This window comes from Candidatus Magnetominusculus xianensis, from assembly GCA_001541255.1.
Classification (GTDB): domain Bacteria; phylum Nitrospirota; class Thermodesulfovibrionia; order Thermodesulfovibrionales; family Magnetobacteriaceae; genus Magnetominusculus; species Magnetominusculus xianensis.
This window is the reverse complement of sequence record LNQR01000120.1, coordinates 1-17104: the sequence shown is the minus strand read 5'-3', so window position 1 is coordinate 17104 and position 17104 is coordinate 1. Positions and strand designations below refer to the sequence as shown.

18 protein-coding genes are annotated in these 17104 nt (G+C 46.3%); 4 read left to right on the top strand and 14 right to left on the bottom strand.

The annotated features are described in order from the left end of the window. Both ASN18_RS15165 and ASN18_RS15160 read left to right on the top strand, forming a co-directional pair. Positions 1-205, top strand: a 205-nt coding sequence (locus ASN18_RS15165; RefSeq protein WP_236861807.1) for a transposase, incomplete at its 5' end; no start/stop codon positions are given. A gap of 505 nt (positions 206-710) precedes the next feature. Continuing rightward, a complete protein-coding gene (locus ASN18_RS15160) occupies positions 711-974 on the top strand; it encodes a hypothetical protein (RefSeq protein WP_157073035.1) in 264 nt (87 codons plus the stop codon). 159 nt (positions 975-1133) lie between these two features. Here ASN18_RS15160 and ASN18_RS15155 read toward each other — a convergent pair whose 3' ends face one another. From ASN18_RS15155 to mtnP, 4 genes are all read right to left on the bottom strand, one after another. After that, entirely contained in the window at positions 1134-1397 is a 264-nt protein-coding gene (locus tag ASN18_RS15155) for a hypothetical protein (protein ID WP_236861806.1), read from the bottom strand. Positions 1398-1527: 130 nt separating this feature from the next. After that, positions 1528-1935 carry an adenosylmethionine decarboxylase gene (speD, locus tag ASN18_RS15150; protein WP_085053624.1) on the bottom strand — a complete coding sequence of 136 codons (408 nt, stop codon included), beginning with the start codon at positions 1933-1935 and terminating at the stop codon, positions 1528-1530. A gap of 208 nt (positions 1936-2143) precedes the next feature. Further along, the gene (locus ASN18_RS15145; RefSeq protein ID WP_236861805.1) at positions 2144-3943 is read right to left on the bottom strand and encodes a methyl-accepting chemotaxis protein; all 1800 of its coding nucleotides are present in this window, start codon (positions 3941-3943) and stop codon (positions 2144-2146) included. Positions 3944-4017: 74 nt separating this feature from the next. Beyond that, positions 4018-4803 (bottom strand): S-methyl-5'-thioadenosine phosphorylase, encoded by a 786-nt coding sequence (mtnP, locus tag ASN18_RS15140; RefSeq protein ID WP_085053622.1) that lies wholly within the window; start codon positions 4801-4803, stop codon positions 4018-4020. A gap of 84 nt (positions 4804-4887) precedes the next feature. Between mtnP and ASN18_RS15135 the strand changes: the two genes are divergently transcribed. Then, positions 4888-6282, top strand: a complete 1395-nt coding sequence (locus ASN18_RS15135) for a TldD/PmbA family protein (protein WP_085053621.1) — start codon at positions 4888-4890, stop codon at positions 6280-6282. Positions 6283-6400: 118 nt separating this feature from the next. After that, complete coding sequence (gene lpxC, locus ASN18_RS15130) at positions 6401-7288, top strand: UDP-3-O-acyl-N-acetylglucosamine deacetylase (RefSeq protein WP_236861804.1); 888 nt, start codon at positions 6401-6403, stop codon at positions 7286-7288. A gap of 124 nt (positions 7289-7412) precedes the next feature. Here lpxC and ASN18_RS15125 read toward each other — a convergent pair whose 3' ends face one another. The 10 genes from ASN18_RS15125 to ASN18_RS17645 form a co-directional block, all read right to left on the bottom strand. Further along, entirely contained in the window at positions 7413-7772 is a 360-nt protein-coding gene (locus tag ASN18_RS15125; RefSeq protein WP_085053619.1) for a HepT-like ribonuclease domain-containing protein, read from the bottom strand. Between the two features lies 1 nt (position 7773). Then, complete coding sequence (locus ASN18_RS15120; protein ID WP_085053626.1) at positions 7774-8067, bottom strand: nucleotidyltransferase family protein; 294 nt, start codon at positions 8065-8067, stop codon at positions 7774-7776. Between the two features lie 237 nt (positions 8068-8304). Further along, positions 8305-8817 carry a GNAT family N-acetyltransferase gene (locus ASN18_RS15115; protein WP_085053618.1) on the bottom strand — a complete coding sequence of 171 codons (513 nt, stop codon included), beginning with the start codon at positions 8815-8817 and terminating at the stop codon, positions 8305-8307. After that, positions 8814-9791: a D-alanine--D-alanine ligase family protein gene (locus ASN18_RS15110; RefSeq protein ID WP_085053617.1), complete on the bottom strand. Its 978-nt coding sequence runs from the start codon at positions 9789-9791 to the stop codon at positions 8814-8816. The genes ASN18_RS15115 and ASN18_RS15110 overlap by 4 nt, the downstream gene beginning before the upstream one ends. After that, positions 9769-10803 (bottom strand): D-alanine--D-alanine ligase family protein, encoded by a 1035-nt coding sequence (locus tag ASN18_RS15105; protein ID WP_085053616.1) that lies wholly within the window; start codon positions 10801-10803, stop codon positions 9769-9771. Before ASN18_RS15105 ends, ASN18_RS15110 begins: the two co-directional genes overlap by 23 nt. Next, complete coding sequence (locus ASN18_RS15100; protein WP_236861803.1) at positions 10800-12098, bottom strand: KamA family radical SAM protein; 1299 nt, start codon at positions 12096-12098, stop codon at positions 10800-10802. The genes ASN18_RS15105 and ASN18_RS15100 overlap by 4 nt, the downstream gene beginning before the upstream one ends. 221 nt (positions 12099-12319) lie before the next feature. Further along, a complete protein-coding gene (locus ASN18_RS15095) occupies positions 12320-13681 on the bottom strand; it encodes a sigma-54-dependent transcriptional regulator (RefSeq protein WP_085053614.1) in 1362 nt (453 codons plus the stop codon). 136 nt (positions 13682-13817) lie between these two features. Continuing rightward, the gene (locus ASN18_RS15090) at positions 13818-15104 is read right to left on the bottom strand and encodes a L,D-transpeptidase family protein (RefSeq protein WP_085053613.1); all 1287 of its coding nucleotides are present in this window, start codon (positions 15102-15104) and stop codon (positions 13818-13820) included. Beyond that, entirely contained in the window at positions 15104-16231 is a 1128-nt protein-coding gene (gene cbiB / locus ASN18_RS15085; protein WP_085053612.1) for an adenosylcobinamide-phosphate synthase CbiB, read from the bottom strand. The genes ASN18_RS15090 and cbiB overlap by 1 nt, the downstream gene beginning before the upstream one ends. Positions 16232-16305: 74 nt before the next feature. Beyond that, positions 16306-17104, bottom strand: a 799-nt coding sequence (locus tag ASN18_RS17645) for a hypothetical protein (protein ID WP_236861802.1), incomplete at its 5' end; no start/stop codon positions are given.

The window sequence follows — 17104 nt, the reverse complement described above, 5'->3', positions numbered from 1 at the left end:
CTTTGAACCTGTATATCTTCCGCCTTACTCACCTGACTTTAACCCAATTGAAAATATATGGTTACTCCTGAAGCAACGCTGGTTTAATAACGTCCATTGCCGTAATGTTGAAAAGCTCATTGCACGCCTTGATGAGGCTATTCTTGACCTCACAAACAATCCAGGACAAGTCATGAATACAACATCTTTCGGAATTTTATTTTGACACTCGCTATAGTATGAAACCCACACGAACATCATTGTTAAGGGCAGTCGTGATGTAGAATTTAGCCATAAGGTGAACCTTGCAACTGACAGCAGCAACCTGAGGTCAGGTACCGGATGGCAATCCTTCTGATTCGACGCTCTACAATGGAGTGATAGAGCGAATTTACAACAATTATAGAATAACGCCGTGGGACATGGTAACGGATGAATGAGTAAAAACACTGAAACTCGACTGAAGAAGTGGAGAAGTGCCATTGATGCGGTGGTATCAAATCTAAAAAGAGGATTCAATCTGTTTCGGTGCGTATGGAAAACAATGGAGCGATTTGACGCCAAGATATACTGGAACGTGATTGCCCGTGTTATGACTGGTACTCTTCCATCAAAAACCCAACCACAATGACATAATATATTTTTGAATGATAAAGTGGTACGTAGAGCGATTTCATCTGAGGGTTCAAGATTGTCGGCAGTGCTCTTGCATCGAGACATGCCGCTGTGATGTGTTGATACTTAAGACGTTTGATGAGGATGGTTTGTATAACAACCTTGATCAGTTAAAGAAAGCTACAGAGCGTTTTGGGGCAGAAGAGGTAACGTTTGTCGGTGCCAGAATTGATAACTGGATGATAAAGAATAAGCAGATTGAGGATTTACAGACAGCAGGATTTCATTACATAACGGCAATAATGAAACTACAGATAGAGAGGCTGATAAATAATGGCATAATCCAGATTCGATCATGGGTTAGCCGAGCTAAAGGGTAATGGCATCCGGTATGTACTCAGGCATAATCCCCAGCGGACAGAGGAGATATGCAAATCGCGCGTGTATATATAGCAGCCCAAGCAGCTACATCTGTAAGACCGGTCATATCCTGTGGTTTACGAGATAACTCCAGGATATGACCAGTGTGTAACGTTCAACTACTTCCAGCCGGCCTTCTTTTCACATTCCTTCATCTCTTTAGGGTGTGATTTTTCCCACTGGGTGATGGACTGTGTTTCATTTGAATCCATTTTACTGTTCATACATTCACAATACAGAAAGACTACCTCTTCCTTTGCGCCTTCCTTCTTGTTGTCCTTAATGCACTGGGCAATCCATTTATTATCGTCAGCATCGGCAAATGCCAGGCTGTGTGTCATAACAAAGGTAAGAAGAAACAGCATAACCGTTATTTTTCGCATAAAGCTCACCTCCTTATAAATAGTACAGTTCTGTAACATTTATTAATTTGTATGTGCAAGCTGCAATTTATCTATCGCAATTTATCTGCTGCAAGCGCCGGGGAGCAACTATTTGCAGCAGTCGCAGCGGTCATGTAACACACTCATAGTCATGTTCATACACTTTATGAGGAAGTTTTACGTCTTTTGTAGAAATTAAACCCCTCTTAATCTCTACAATAGAAGGATTTGATGACTCAAAGCGTTCGATTAAATATCTGGCAGCATCCCCCGGGTTTATTACATCGCCACAGGTAAAAATATCCACGGCGGCATAATTATACTCCGGCCACGTGTGGATGGATAAATGAGATTCGGCAATAATTACCATACCGCTGATGCCAAACGGGTTGAACTCGTGAAAGGACACATCTACTATAGTTGCGTTTGCTGCCTTTGCTGCGCCGACCATCGCGTCGGTCACCTGCTTTACATTAGAAATACAGCCTGGCTTACAATCCCTTAACTCCACTAAAAGATGAGTACCTAAAGCATGCAATTCCCTACCCTCCTGAAAGTAAAAAATCACAGGGAATCATATCCCACATGGATAGAAATAGTAACCTTACTTATATCGTTTTGTCAATAGAAAATTAATAGTTTATTTGGGTTTATTTGGGCCGACAAAAAAATGCCGCGAGGATTTCCCCAGCGGCACTAGTTTGTCCTGTGACAAGCTGTGCAGGCACATCAGCAATCCTGCGGTTTTATCCTATCCTTTTTTGGTTAAAGCTGCGGCCTTGTATGTTTTTCACTGTCCTGAACCCTGAGGTCGAACCCCTCAGCTCCGAAGCCACAGATGAAAGCCCGTTTACCTCTCTCATTACCTCATCAGACATTGTCTCTATTTCCCTTGCTATGCCCAATGTCTTTTCAATGTTCTTTGCTACATCTTCAGAGACTGCCGACTGCTTGTCAACCGCTGTGGCTATATGTACTATCTGGTCGCGGACTTTCTGCACCGCTCCAACTATCGAAGTAAGCGATTCACCAACGTTATTTATGTAAACCGCGGCCTTTGTTACCTCTTGCGTGGCATAATCCATGGATTTTGTCGTCTGGTCAGACTCAGACTGCACGGCTACTATTTTTTCTGAGATTTCCGTTGTGGCCTTAATGGTCTTTTCAGCAAGTTTTCTTACCTCATCAGCAACAACTGCAAACCCCCTGCCTTGTTCGCCCGCTCTGGCTGCTTCTATTGCGGCATTGAGGGCAAGCAGGTTTGTCTGGTCGGCTATTTCCTTAATTACCGTTACTATATCTCCTATTTCTGATACCCTGTTGTTTAGTCTCTCTATTAGTTCGGCAAGTTCCTTTGTTGAGGCAGAGACTTGATTTACCGTATTTACAGCTCCGGTGGCTATATCCATTCCCGTGTTTGCGGTTGTCATTGCCTGTTCCGATGTATCGGTGGCTACAGAGGCATTCCTTGCTATGTCGGTTATGGTATGTCTCATTTCCTCTGCCGCACTAGCTATCCGGGCGGCCTGACCTGATTGGTTCTGAACTCCGGCTGCTGTTTTCTCTGCACTTACTCTTAATACATCCACAGAGGAAACCACATTGCCCGATGAGGCTGCAATATTATGTATCATTGCATCGAAGGATGCAACCATTTTGTTCAGGCTGTTAGCAAGCATACCTATGTCGTCTTCCGTAGACGCCTCTGCCTTTACTGTTAGGTCTCCCTCTGCCACTTTGCCAAGCAGCTCCCTTATATGTTTAACAGGATTTATCGCAAGGCGTTTAATCAACGTGTATATTATTATTACAACAACCACCGTTATTATCGCACCAAAGAGGATTGTCTGCTTTAACGAACTTGACACGGTCTCCTGCATCGGTTTTAAATCAGCGATTATCTCAAACCCTCCGTGCTGCTCACCGGCCTTCCAGCCCTCCATCTTTATTCCCAGTGGGTCATAGCCCTTGCCCTCAGGGTAATCGCTTTCTACGCCGTGACATATCATGCACTCAGAGCGCATGACCACTGCCTTCATATATCTGAGTACGTTAGCCTCTTTGTCTATCATCCAGTAGTCGTCTTTTTTTTCTGACTCCATTTTCTGAAGCATCGTCCTCTCTACCGGTGTTGCCTCGTTGTTTTTATTGCGTGCCTGAACTCTTACTGCCTTAAAATCATAACCGGCGTCCGGCGCCTTTGACGCGGCAACTGTCCAACCGGCAACCACAGGGATAGTATAATAATAAGCCGTTGTCCGAGCCCTTTCAATTATTGCTTCAGGGGTTGTCGCACCGGCAATTTTTTCTTTCAATTCTGCCAGCATCTTTGTGTCGTTGAATGCGTTTTTTACCCTTAAGTCAGCGACAAAGTTCCTGGCGCTCTCGGCCTCTGCTGTTATTGCCTTTGCCTTCATTACTAAGGCATTTAATGCGTCTTTTTCTATAATGCCTTTAATTAAGAAAACATTGACTGTATAGCTGAAAATAAAGCTTAACGCCACTACTATAATTACTTTTGTTCCAAAGTTCATTTTTTTCAACATTAGTTTCTGCACCTCACTTGGCATCTTATGTTTTCATATACCAGCGCTGTCAGCGTCTCCCGGGAACTTTTGCATCATATTTTCGCATCTTTAAGTGCATCCTTGCATGGACATGCCCTTTCAGGCTTTATCAGGGGAATTGTCTTTAGAAGCAGGGCGTTTAGATTTGCCGACGATTTATTTACCGTCTCTATTACCTCGGTTGTAGTCAATTTCTCTGTGCTTATTCCTGCGGCATGGTTTGTTACAGTAGCAATTGTACCATAGCATATCTCGGACTCTCTGGCAAGGACGGCCTCTGGCATTGCCGTCATCCCGACCATATCTGCCCCTATAGTAGAATAGTACCTTATCTCTGCCCTTGTTTCAAATCGAGGCCCGTTTGTACAGATATATGCGCCCCGTGTCAGCACCGGCAGGTTTATTACCCCAGCCGCCTCTATGAATGCCGACCTGAGTTCAGGGCAAAACGGTTCGCTGAAGTCAATGTGGTATACCTCGTCTTTATCATAAAACGTTGATACCCTGCCGGTTGTCATGTCGATTATCTGATCGGCAACTACTATGGAACCCGGTTTTAAGACTGGATTTATACCGCCCACCGCCCCAAGCGACAGCAGCCTCTTTACGCCGAGGGCCTTAAAGCCCCAGATATTAGCACGGTAGTTGACCTTATGGGGAGATATGGTGTGACCACCGCCATGCCGGGCTAAAAAAACAGCTTCTACGCCAGAAATCATTAATATCTTGTAGGCATCAGACGGGGCGCCATAAGGGGTGTCAACAGCCACATTCTTAACCAGCTCCACCGACGACATCCGGTAAACGCCGCTTCCTCCTATTATCCCTATCTCCGGCATTGTCCTGTCCTTTTCCTAAAACCACCCTCTATATAGTATAATGATTGTATACTATATCACAAAAAAAATGCAAAGGAGCGTTACATGCTAACAAAAGAAATTTTCAGCAGCCTGCTTAAAACCGCGACGTCAGCAGGAGGCGACTACGGAGATATATTCCTTGAGAACATGACCCCGCTTGTAATTCAAATGGAGGACGATAAAATTGAAAAAATCTCAACCGGTATAGAACGCGGCATTGGCATCAGAGTTGTCTATGACAACAAAAGCGCCTATGCCTATACAAATGACCTTATAAAAGACACACTCATTGAGACTGCATACTCCCTAAGCAGGGCAGTAAAGACCAACTCCGTACACGCCACATTCAATCTTGAGAAAATCAGGCCCAAAACAGACTTTATTATTAAGCAAATGCCAAATAATACCCCAATAGCAGACAAAATAAAGCTCATCCGCGAGGCAAATAAAACGGCAAGGGCGCTTGACCGGAGGATTCGCCAGGTGAGCGTAACGTACAGTGATTTTGTGCAATCGGTAACAATAGCCAACTCCGACGGGGTGCTTGTCGATGACGAGCGAGTGCAGAGTCTTTTTGCCGTATCTGTCATTGCCGAAGACAGCGGCGTCATTCAGACAGGGTATGAGAGTCTTGGAGGTTTTACCGGCTTTGAGCTGTTTGACGAAACCCCGAATGAAAACCCTGTTGAAGCGCTCGCCCTAAAGGCCGCAAAGAGGGCAATTTTAATGCTTGGGGCAAGGCGCATCAAGGGTGGACGTATGCCCGTTGTCATATCCTCTGAGGCCGGAGGCACGATGATACACGAGGCCATAGGGCACGGTCTCGAGGCCGACTTAGCGGGGCAGGGCCTGTCTGTTTATTCAAACAAACTCGGTGCACAGGTAGCCTCACCTGCCGTCACAGTCATAGACGATTCAACCCTGCAGGGAAAGCGTGGCTCATACAGGGTGGATGACGAAGGTACTGAGGCGCAAAAAAACTGCCTCGTTGAAAACGGAATCCTTACCGCTTATATGTACGACAAACTCAATGCAATTAAAGACGGCGTTAAGTCAAGCGGCAACGGTAGAAGAGAATCCTACCGCAGCCGTCCCATTCCAAGAATGACTAATACATTCCTTGCCCCGGGCAAGGCTGACCCGGGCGAGGTTCTCAGAGCCACACACGATGGTCTGTTTGTCAGAAAGATGGGGGGCGGGCAGGTGAATACCGTCACAGGTGACTTTGTATTTGACGTGCAGGAGGGCTATTTAATTAAAGATGGACAAATCACTGAGCCTGTCAAGGGGGCAACGCTCTGTGGCAATGGCCCGGAAGTCCTGAAATCCATCGACATGATAGGCTCAGACATTGGGTTTGCAATAGGGACATGTGGTAAGGACAGCCAGGGTGTGCCTGTGTCAGATGCGCTGCCGACATTAAGGATACCGGACATTGTAGTGGGCGGTGAAGTTTAGCTGTGTCTTTTACGCCACAATGCCAACTTTTTTTCTACAGATTATCACTGTAATCTCTTGATTCTATGCGGGTTTATAGCTGGCACATAATTTGCAATATTCAATAACGAGTATGAGAATGCAGCGGACTATAAAAGACTGTGTGTACTTTGAGGGCGTCGGGCTTCACACCGGCACTTACTGTAAGGTGACACTCCATCCTGCCCCTGTTGATACCGGCATCGTTTTTTACAGGCCGTGCAAGAAGGCATCGCTCACAGCCAATATAAATACTGTATTAGATACCACATATGCCACTACTATTGGCAATGAAAGATTAAAAGTTCGGACTGTCGAACATCTCTTAGCCGTAATATCTGCTATGGGCATCACAAATATTACAATTGAGGTAGAAGGCCCTGAGATTCCCATACTTGATGGCAGCTCCTTGGAAATTGCTAAACTGATATCGGAAACCGGCATAAGAAAGCAAAAGAAGATGATGCCTTATATAAAAATCCTTCAGCCGGTTGTCCTGGAAGACAGTCACGGCAAAGTGGCAGCATATCCCTACGATGGAAGAAAGATAACCTTTAGATTATTCTTTAAAAACCACTTTCTTGGTGAGCAGTTACTGTCATATGATATTGACAGAGGGTCGTTTATTAACGAAATTGCCCCTGCGAGGACATTTGGATTTCTAAAGGATGTTGAGTATTACAGGGCTAACGGGCTTGCCAAGGGCGGTTCGCTTGACAATGCCCTGATTTTCAGCGAAACTGCCGTTATCAACGAGTCTGGGCTTAGGTTTAAGGACGAGTGTGTCAGGCATAAAATTCTCGACAGCATAGGGGATTTCTCACTGATTGGCCTTCCCATAGAGGGACACATCGTAGCGGACAAGTCCGGTCATACGATGAATGTAAAGTTTATTAACAAGCTCCTGTCGAGTTCCGAGTGCTGGGAAGTCGTAAGCGAACAGGTAGAGAAAGCGCCTTACCCTGTATTCAGCTACAGCTATACGTAAGCCGCCTAGTGCTCGTAATAAACTCGAAATAACCTTATCATCCTGACAGCGGCTATTTTCCCCTATTGCGCACCTTCCTATCCCTATTGTCAGCTTAATCCTCAGTCATGGCGTTAAAAAATATCTATATCTTTAAACGCGCTTTTTCTGCTGCCAACTCTTCCCGACAAACTTTTTCCATAATGGGAAGTTCGTCTTTAACCAGCTTCCACATGAGAGGTGAAGAGATATTTTCGTAGTTATGACGAATGATATTTCCGATACCCGCCACTTTCGGCCAAGGAATATCTGAATGCCGTGCCTTCAATTCATCCGGCAGGCGGCGGCTGGCCTCTGAGATAATTAAAATGCCACGTTCAACAATCCACTGACGTTGCCAATCAGTTTCAAACGCATCGGATGAAATGGGACCTAACGCCTCATAAATATGTTCAATCGCTTCAACGATGTCCGTTAGGCGTGGAATAAGCGAAGGCGCCGTCATATCAGAATACGCAAACTGATGCAGCTTCGATTTGTTGCCTTAACGTCTTGTGCAGGCTATCACGCGTCATAATATCAGTCTTGCAACCAAGAATATGAGCCGCGTATTCCTTAACATCCATAAGTTCAAAAAGGCCGAACTTTCCTTTTTCATAGTCAAAAAAAAGGTCAACATCGGAACCGTCATTAGCTTCGTCCCGTGCGGTTGAACCAAAGATGAAAAGATGCTCAACTCCAAGCTGCTTAAGGTCAGCTTCGTGCTGTTTTAATCGTCTTATGGCTTCATTACGTTCCATTTTTATATTATAACACAAGTTTATAGTGAGCGAGAATTAACTCTGAACTGGAACTGGGGACAGTGACCATTATCCAAATATAGTGAGAGAAACTGATAATGGAGACAGATTTATTTATTGATATTTTCGTTAACACTGAACAATAGACAGGAGCATATGCCTGCATTTTAGCATGAACAGCAGGAATCACCCTGAGCCTGTCGAAGGACGATAAGTGTTTCATGGCAGAGTGTCTTGTCAGCGTACAATCTTCATAAACACGGCCTTGTTATCGTTTTCAGCGTAGTAGTGCGGCACGGTGGCTGTGCAGAGAAACCCGTGTTTTATGTAAAACTCACGAGCGGGTTTGTATATATCTTTTGTTGAGGTTTCTATGTAAACGAATTTCCCGCCCGCCTCAGTAATGCGCCTCTGAGCCTCTTCTATTAAAAGACTGGCCGCCCCAGAGCGCTGCATATCTCTTCGCACGGCAATCCAGTAAATGTCATACCCTGACTCTGTCATCGTTATAGGGCCGTAGCATATGTAGCCAATGGCGGCTTGCTGAATAGTATTTACAATGTCTGCGAATATAAAATTGTACTCGCTTTGTCCCTTCTTTGCAAGATTATCATCAAGCAGCTCCAGCGCCACTGCAACTTCACGCGGGTGAAATACTCCGGTTGAATCAAGTATTTGCCGTACAGAGTCAATATCAGAGTGCATGGCAGATGTCCTTAATTTAATTGACTGACCGGCATGGATATTCACAGCGACGCCCCGATTATCATCCTGATAACATCTGTCTCGCTGTATCCGGCCTCTGCTGCTGCCGACAGGTATCCCGATTCATGCGCTATGCAGGGATTTGCGTTTACCTCGATGACATATATCTGCCCTGATACACGCATATCAATGCGTGCATATCCCCTCAGACCAAAGAGCCGCCAGCAGCGCAGCGCCGTTTCTTTGAGCGCACCAGCGCTGATACCTTCCGGGTTAAACTGCCGCGGCGTGTTAGTGTACTCGAAGGACTCTGGCAGCCATTTTGCATTAAACCCTACTATTGCCGGTTTATCCTCCGGCCAATCCTGAAATAATATCTCAGCAGCCGGAAAGACCTCTAACTCGCCGCCCCTGTGTTCTATGACAGAGACGTTTATCTCTCTCCCTTTGATAAATTCCTCTATCAGAAGCGGTTGTCTGTGTTTGGCGAAGGTCTCAGGCAGTGAGGCCAGGAGCTTATCATGGCTATCTGATAGACTAGCAAATACTGACTCATCATCAATGCCGACTGATGCGTCCTCACACGAAGGCTTAACAATGTATGTAGTGTCAGGGTTAAGAACTGGAGCCTGACCGTCATAAACATACCACTCAGGCGTCGGAATTCCGGCAGCCCTCATCATAGATTTGGCGGTAATCTTATTTGTCGTTGTCAGCATGGCATCATACGGGCAGCCCGTAAATGGAAATCCGGCAAGCTCGATAACTCCACAAACGGCAGGAAATAGACGCTGCCCCAGTTGGTGACTTTCAACTAAATTGAATACCACATCAGGAGAAAACTCAGAAAGCCGTACAAGCATGTCCTGAAGCCCCATCAGACCGCCGTCAATGGCAATTGTCTCATGTGTAAACCCAAGTTCATCCAGTGCACCGGTTACGACTGAGACCTCCTCAATCAGGTCCTCAGAGTCCGGTCTTCCCTCGATGATTGGTTCATGAACGATTGCTATTTTCACAGTTTCCCTTCCACCATTCGTTGGCACCTGGCTCAATACACCGCTCTATGGCGGAGTGAATAATCAGCGAAATCAGCTCATCGTATCCAATGCCGTTGAGGGCGCATAGTATAGGTAAATCCGAGTGTGACGGGTGAAGCCCGGCCAGCGGGTTTATCTCTATAAATGAAAGACGTCCTGCCTCGTCGCATTTTAAATCAACCCTGCCCGCGTCGCGGCAGCCTAATGACCTATAAGCCGTTAACGCTATCTCTGAGGCATTTTTGACAAGTGCCTCGTCACGGCAGAGAATATATTTGACCCTCTCTTCGCAGAATTCTTTGTTGGCATATGAATACACCAACGGCTCGGCATTGTCAAGGAGTTTTACCTCCAGTGTCCCCACCGCCCGTGCGTTTTTGCCCGTGCCTATGATGCCCACAGTGAATTCCCTGCCGGGTAGATACTCCTCCACAATGGCTGGCTGTCTGTATGTCTTCAGAATAAACTCGCAGCGCTCTTTGAAATCAGACTCGCCGCGGACAACAGATGCAGTATCAATCCCCTTGCCCGTGCCTTCAGACAGGGGTTTTACAAACACTGGAAAGCCTCTTAAGGGCGGGAGGGCTGTGAAATCCATCGAATCCACAACTATGTAGTCCGGCGTCGGCGCCCCTGATGCGCGCACTACGGCCTTTGCCATTGCCTTGTCTAAAGACAGGGCAAGCGTCAGCGGGTCGCTGAAGGTATAGTCAATGCCATAGGCCTCAAGCAGGGCAGGAATCTGTGCCTCTCTGCTCCTTCCATACATGCCCTCTGAGATATTAAACACAAGGTCCCATCTTGCACCGGCAGCAAGGTTCTCAACGAGGTCTCTGATATTGCCAATGCGTGATACCCTGTGCCCGGCATTTTTAATGGCCTCTTCAAGGTAGTCTATCGTCTCCTCAGAGTCGAACTCTGCGGTCTCCTCTTTAGAAAAGCCCATCGCCTCGTATGTCTTTCTGAGGTCAAACGTCAGGCCGATGTTCATTGCGGTCTTTCTGAAAACAGGGTCTTTTCTTTTCTTCTCTTATAGCGTGCCGCGTCAACGGGGACCTTGCCGTTTTTGGCCGGACGCGCCGGGCGCGGGGCTTTGTCTATGGGATTGTGATACCTGATAATCATCCCCTCGTAGTTTCTCAAAGTTACCTCGTCCTCGGCTGCCGAAAGCAGATAAAACGGTTGAAGTGGTATCTTACCGCCGCCCCCAGGGGCGTCCACCACAAACGTCGGGACACAAAGCCCACCGGTAAAACCGCGCATCTGCTCAATTATCTCTATCCCCTTCCAGATGCTCGTCCTGAAATGTTCGGCTGCCTTCACAGGGTCGCACTGGTACAGGTAATACGGCCTGACCATAATCCTCTGAAGCGCGTGACACAGTGCCTTCATCGTCTCCACAGAGTCATTTATGCCCTTTAGTAAGACAGATTGATTGGACACCGGTATTCCAGCCCTGAGAATCTTATCGCAGGCCTCCTGTGCCTCCGGCGTTACCTCGCGCGGGTGGTTAAATTGCGTGTTTATCCAGAGCGGCCTGTGTCTTGATAACATACCTGCAAGCTCATCGGTTATCCTCATCGGTAGTACGACAGGGATTCTCGTCCCTATTCTTATCACCTCAAGGTGTGAAACTGTCCTTAACTCCCCTAAAAACCAGTCCAATGTCTCTATGTTCAAAGTCAGCGGGTCGCCGCCAGATATGACTACCTCTCTTACCTCCGGCACACCCCTTACGTAGTTCACCATCGCAAGTAACTCTTTTTTACTCCTTATTGATTCTCCATCCTGCCATATCCTCTTCCTCGTGCAATGACGGCAGTACACGGCACATGAGTTTGTAACCAGCATCAGCACCCTGTCCGGGTACCTGTGTACAAGACCGGCAACCTGAGTGTCATCTTCCTCAGCAAGAGGGTCCTTATCACCCACGCTTACATAGTCAATCTCCTTAAAGTCGGGGATACACTGCTGCCTTATCGGGTCATTCGGGTCTGTCCAATCAATCAAAGACAGGTAGTACGGGGTTATTGAGTAGTGGTACTTATCTATTAACTGCTTATACTTCGTTATATGCTGGGGTTTTAAATCGAATAATGCCGAAAGTGCATATACCGACCTGAGTCTGTTTGACAACTGCCAGTACCAGTCATTCCAGTCATCGGCAGTTACGGAGGGCCACAACTTACGGACAATCGAGTTAGAGGGCTTACAGTCATAGTCGAATAGCTGTGTGCCTTGCAAGCTCGGAGGTTCTTCCTCCTGCGTTAGCGTAGTGTTTTTCATCTGTCTCCGCATGTATTACGTATATTGCTCCTCCAGAATGGAGGAGTTACTGCGCACGAGTGATATAGGCAATATTCATGCCAGCTCTTGAAACCGCCCAGCCCACAACTTTAAGCCCCTTTGTACCGTGTTTTACGCCGGAGCGCGTGTTTTATGACATATATCACAATGCCATAATGGCACTATGTGCCACAAACGTACATGGCACATAGTGCGGCGGCTCACGGCGGCACTGCCCTGATTACTTTTATTTTTCTGTGCAGGCTCCTAAGCCCAATGCCAAGCGCCCTGGCAGCGGCAGTCTTGTTTCCATTTGTTTTATCAAGGGTAAGGCGTATGAGTTCACGTTCGACTTCAGAGAGTGTGAGATTGTGGGAGATTCGATAGTAGTCGCTGTGTTCAGGTTCTGACATGAGCAGAAATGCAGGCAGATAACTGGCCTCTATAAAATCCTTTTTTGCCAGCGCCATGGCGGACTCAAGGGCGTTTTCAAGTTCTCTGACATTCCCGGGCCACTGGTAGCTCAGGAGCGTTTGCATCGCTTCCTTCGATATCCCCTTGATTTTATAGCCCTTTTCTTCATTTAACTTGTTAATAAAATAGCTGGCTAGCAGTGGAAAATCCTCTTTTCTTTCTCTGAGCGCGGGCAGTTCGATTTTGACCACATTAAGGCGATAGTACAAATCATCTCTGAACCTGCCCTCGTCAATGAGTTTTTTGAGGTCCCTGTTTGTGGCTGCAATGACCCTTACGTCAACCTTTATGGTTTCGTTGCCGCCGACACGCTCAAATTCCTTCTCCTGCAGGATTCTCAGGAGCTTGATCTGTGTGCCAAGCGGCAGGTCGGCAATTTCATCAAGAAATATTGTGCCACCGTTTGCCAGCTCAAACCGCCCCTGTCTCCTGGCCGCAGCGCCCGTAAAGGCGCCCTTTTCGTGTCCAAACAGCTCGGACTCCAAAATCCCTTCATTGAACACGGCACAGTTGACCTTAACATAGGGCTTTGCGCTGCGGCTGCTGCTGTAGTGAATTGCATTAGCTATCATCTCCTTACCTGTGCCTGTTTCGCCGGTCAACAATATATTTACGTTTTTTGATGCAACAGAGGCCACTATATCTATGACATACTGCATGGCCTTACTGCGGCCAATGATGTTTCCATAGTTTACGCGCTCTTTAAACTTCTTCTCTAGTTTCATCTTCTCTATGTACAGGGTCTGTTTCTCTGCGGCCTTTTCGATTACCGTCATCAGGAGTTTCATGTTAATGGGAAACTCATAGAAATCATATGCACCGGCCTTCATCGCCTCGATCGCCTTTGAAAGCGGCACGCGTTCGGAAAGAAAAATTATCTCGACATCCGGCCTGATTGTCTTTATTTTATTAAGGAAATTGAGGCTGTTGATATTCTTCAAATTAAAGTCGGAAAGCACGATATTAATGGGTTCTCTGTTTAATATTTTATAGGCCTCTCTCAGGGTAGACGCTGAAAATAACTTGATTTTTTTTCTCTTTAAATAATTTCTGGCCTTCTCCCATACCGGCATATCCCGCTCTTCTACAACCAATACGTTTAGCTCCACGCGCCTCTCCAAATCAGGTTAAAACAATAGTGCCATATTGACACTGCATATGAAATCCATCGACTTTATCGTGCCACAATGACACTGCTTGTGCAGGCCGACACTCACTTTCCCGCCCTGTTAAAGGGTTTTCCCCTCAGGTGCCTGTTAAGGCCGGACGCCACACCTCTTCTATTATCTTGTAATCCCCCGGACAGCCAGTCAGCACCAGTGTCTTTATACCCCTGTCTGCAACTGCCCCGGATGTGTATTCCTGAATAAATGAAACCACTATCTTCCCCGATGAGACAGCCTTTAGTTTTATGTCTGTGAGATTGACTTTGATCGTCTTTGTGTTTTGGAAAAGCCCCTCTTTGTGTGCCTTCCACTGTTTTATGTCCATATCGTCAGACCTGAATGAGCTGCTGTAGTATGATATGTATTTTTCTATGTCTCTGGCCTGCCACACGGTTTTCCAGTTATTGACAGTGGAGATAACGCTTTTTTCAAGAAACGGCTCCAGTTCGAGCTCTGTAAACTCCTCGGCAATTATCCTGAAGTTGTCCGCTTTTTCGACCATTAGGTAGAGCTTCTTGCTGCCGTAGGACATGATGTTGTCAGAGCAGTAGAGCTGGTTGAAGGAGTACATTAGTTTATTGGCGTTTTCCTTAAAAATGTTCACGTCTGAGACGAAGACCTTTCTTTTTGGATTTGTGAGCATGAGTTGTTTCTTTTTATTTAAATAGTTCTCTGCAGAGAGGCCGTCATAGGCCCTGAAGTTAGCGCTGAAGTAGCTTGCAAACCCTTTGAAATCGCTATTTTCCCATGATGAGATGAATCGTTTAAAGAAATCCATGTGCTTTTTCTTGTTTTTTGAGTAGTCTTCGGGGCTAAGGAACTCGATGGTGTCAGATATGATTACAGGTGTCCCTGGTAAAAGGAGCGGTTTAATGCTTGTAAGGTCTCTGTTTGACAGGGAGACGCAGCCCTGTGTTTTTTCGTTATTTCTGTCAGCACCGCGGCCATGTATCCAAATGCCGTGGCCGGTTTTACCCTTATACTTATCCATTACATTAGGATAGTTCAACGTGAAGGCACCGTCGCCATAGAGGGTGCTATCGAGTTTGTCCGGTGGTACATAGCCTGTGATATAGTAAAATCCTTCAGGGGTTTTGTTGTCACCTTCTTTGAGCTTGTCGCCGCTGTTTCTGCCATGCAGGGCTGCATAGCTTTTTGTAATCTGCGGCACCTTGTTATTAACCTCTGCTATGTGGAGTTCACTGGCCTGTTTATCGACCAGTAAGACAGTAAATGCGTTATCTGCTTCGGTAAAAATATTGCCTGAGATGGAGTTCGCAGCGTCGGCGGCAGACGCTCCAAGCACTAGTAATATAAATACCGGCAGCGCCCTTACAAATGCTGATTTCAGGGCAGCGGCCTGCATTACACAATGCTCCACTGAGCGTATCTGATCATGTATGCAAGGGTGGTAAGAGCCGCAAATCCGACAAGAGAAGATACTGCGGTTATTGCTGCGGCAGCAGAAATTTTCGATGCATTGAGCGGTTCATCTGCCCTGCCGATATAGGGCTTTTCAACCAGCGCACCGCCGTAGTACGAAGGACCTCCGAGTCTCACGCCAAGCGCCCCGGCCATTGCTGCCTCAGGAATCCCTGCATTCGGGCTTGAATGTTTTCTGCCGTCTCTTAACATGGTCAGAAGGCTCTTCCACAATGGCACAAATCGTCCATGTCCAACCTGTGAAGAATCACATATATTTTCTGTGTCTTTGCACATCTGCCGTTTCCCCTTCGCGCCATAGCGTAACAATTTTGCAATAGTAATTGCAAATACCGCAGCCACCATGAACATACCGGTCAGGCGTGCAGGGATATAGTTAGCTATATCATCAAGCCTGGCAGCGGCGCGTCCAAAATACAGATATTTTTCATTTTTATAGCCCATCATCGAATCCAGTGTATTCACTGCCTTATAAGCCAGCGCCAGGGGCAGCCCTCCGATGGCAAAGTAAAACAACGGGGCGATTATGGCGTCTGAGGTATTCTCAGCGGCGGTCTCTATGGCGGCCCGCACGATACCTTCTTGTGTGAGTGTCTTCGTGTCTCTGCCTACGATTAGGGACAACGCTGCCCTTGCCCCCTCTTCGTCTGCGCCTTCAAGCCGGTCTCTGACCAGTAGAACCGATGTGATAAGCCCGTTTTGGGCCAGCACCAGAGAACCCGCTGTACCTAGTGCAATATCATAGAGCGAGAACTTATCAAAAAGCATGTACTGCCTAAGCGGCAGTAAAAAAAAACCGGTAAACAGATATGCGGCCACATAAGTGAAAGCAACTGTGATGACAACGGCAACTGCACCTGTGATTAAATTAAAGAGCGGCGTCCTTGCCGGATTTCCCGGATTTCCCAGATTTCTTAACCGCCTCTCTAAAAACTCAATCAACCTGCCAATAAATCTTACGGGATGGGGAATCCAGCGTGGGTCACCCACGCATATATCTACGGTGAATGCCACAAGGAGCTGAAGTGGTATGTCTGTTAATAAAAACATTTGTTATATTATCATATTTCGGTAACGAATATGCCCTTCTACCCCCAGGTGTCACCAAACTGAGTGATTTTACATTATCTATTGCAGCCTTTCATTAACAAGGTATTGGTAAGGATTTTCCAACCCAGAATTGCTTCATTTCTTGGAATAGGGGATGGGTGGAGATTTTTTATAATTACAGAAGTTTTGTCTAATGAGTAATACAGAATTTGGTAATTTTCTCGGTCAATGAATAGGTTGTACGCTATCCTGAAATTGTTCATATTTTCTGGAGAGATAGGTGCTTTAGGCCCTTCTATGACAAAGTATTCAACTCCAGGCGGATAGTTAGGAAAGAACCATACACTCTGGCGGTTTGCCAGAAATGCCCTAATGTCAGAGTTGACATAACAGGCTACAGATGCACCTAGTGGGATATATTCAGCAATTTTTTCTAACAAATCCCTCCTTTTCTCATTTTTCTTTTGTTCATTGACTAATGTCTTAAAACTTTCAATGCCGTAATAGTCTTTAGTTATCATTTTTGGGGCGGTATAATTTACTACCCACGGAAAGTGAGCTGTGGTAAACAATGACAGGGAGATAGTGCTTGCAATAAGCAGTGACCGGAAGATGTACTCTGTGTTAGGCGTGTCACGTGTATCTTTTTTCAGTGTCATATATGCCGCAAACGCTGATATATATATAGGGACTATATATGGTTCGTTTCTCTGGTAAAAGAATCCATAATCACCATATACAAAGCTCATCCCAATGCCTGGCAGCATAAAAGCGAGGGTTCCGATAACTTCTAAATTCCACTTGCCTTCCCTCCTGAGGCCAAGCAGTGGAAGAAAGGAAACCGCAAGCAACAGTAATGTGATATATTTAATA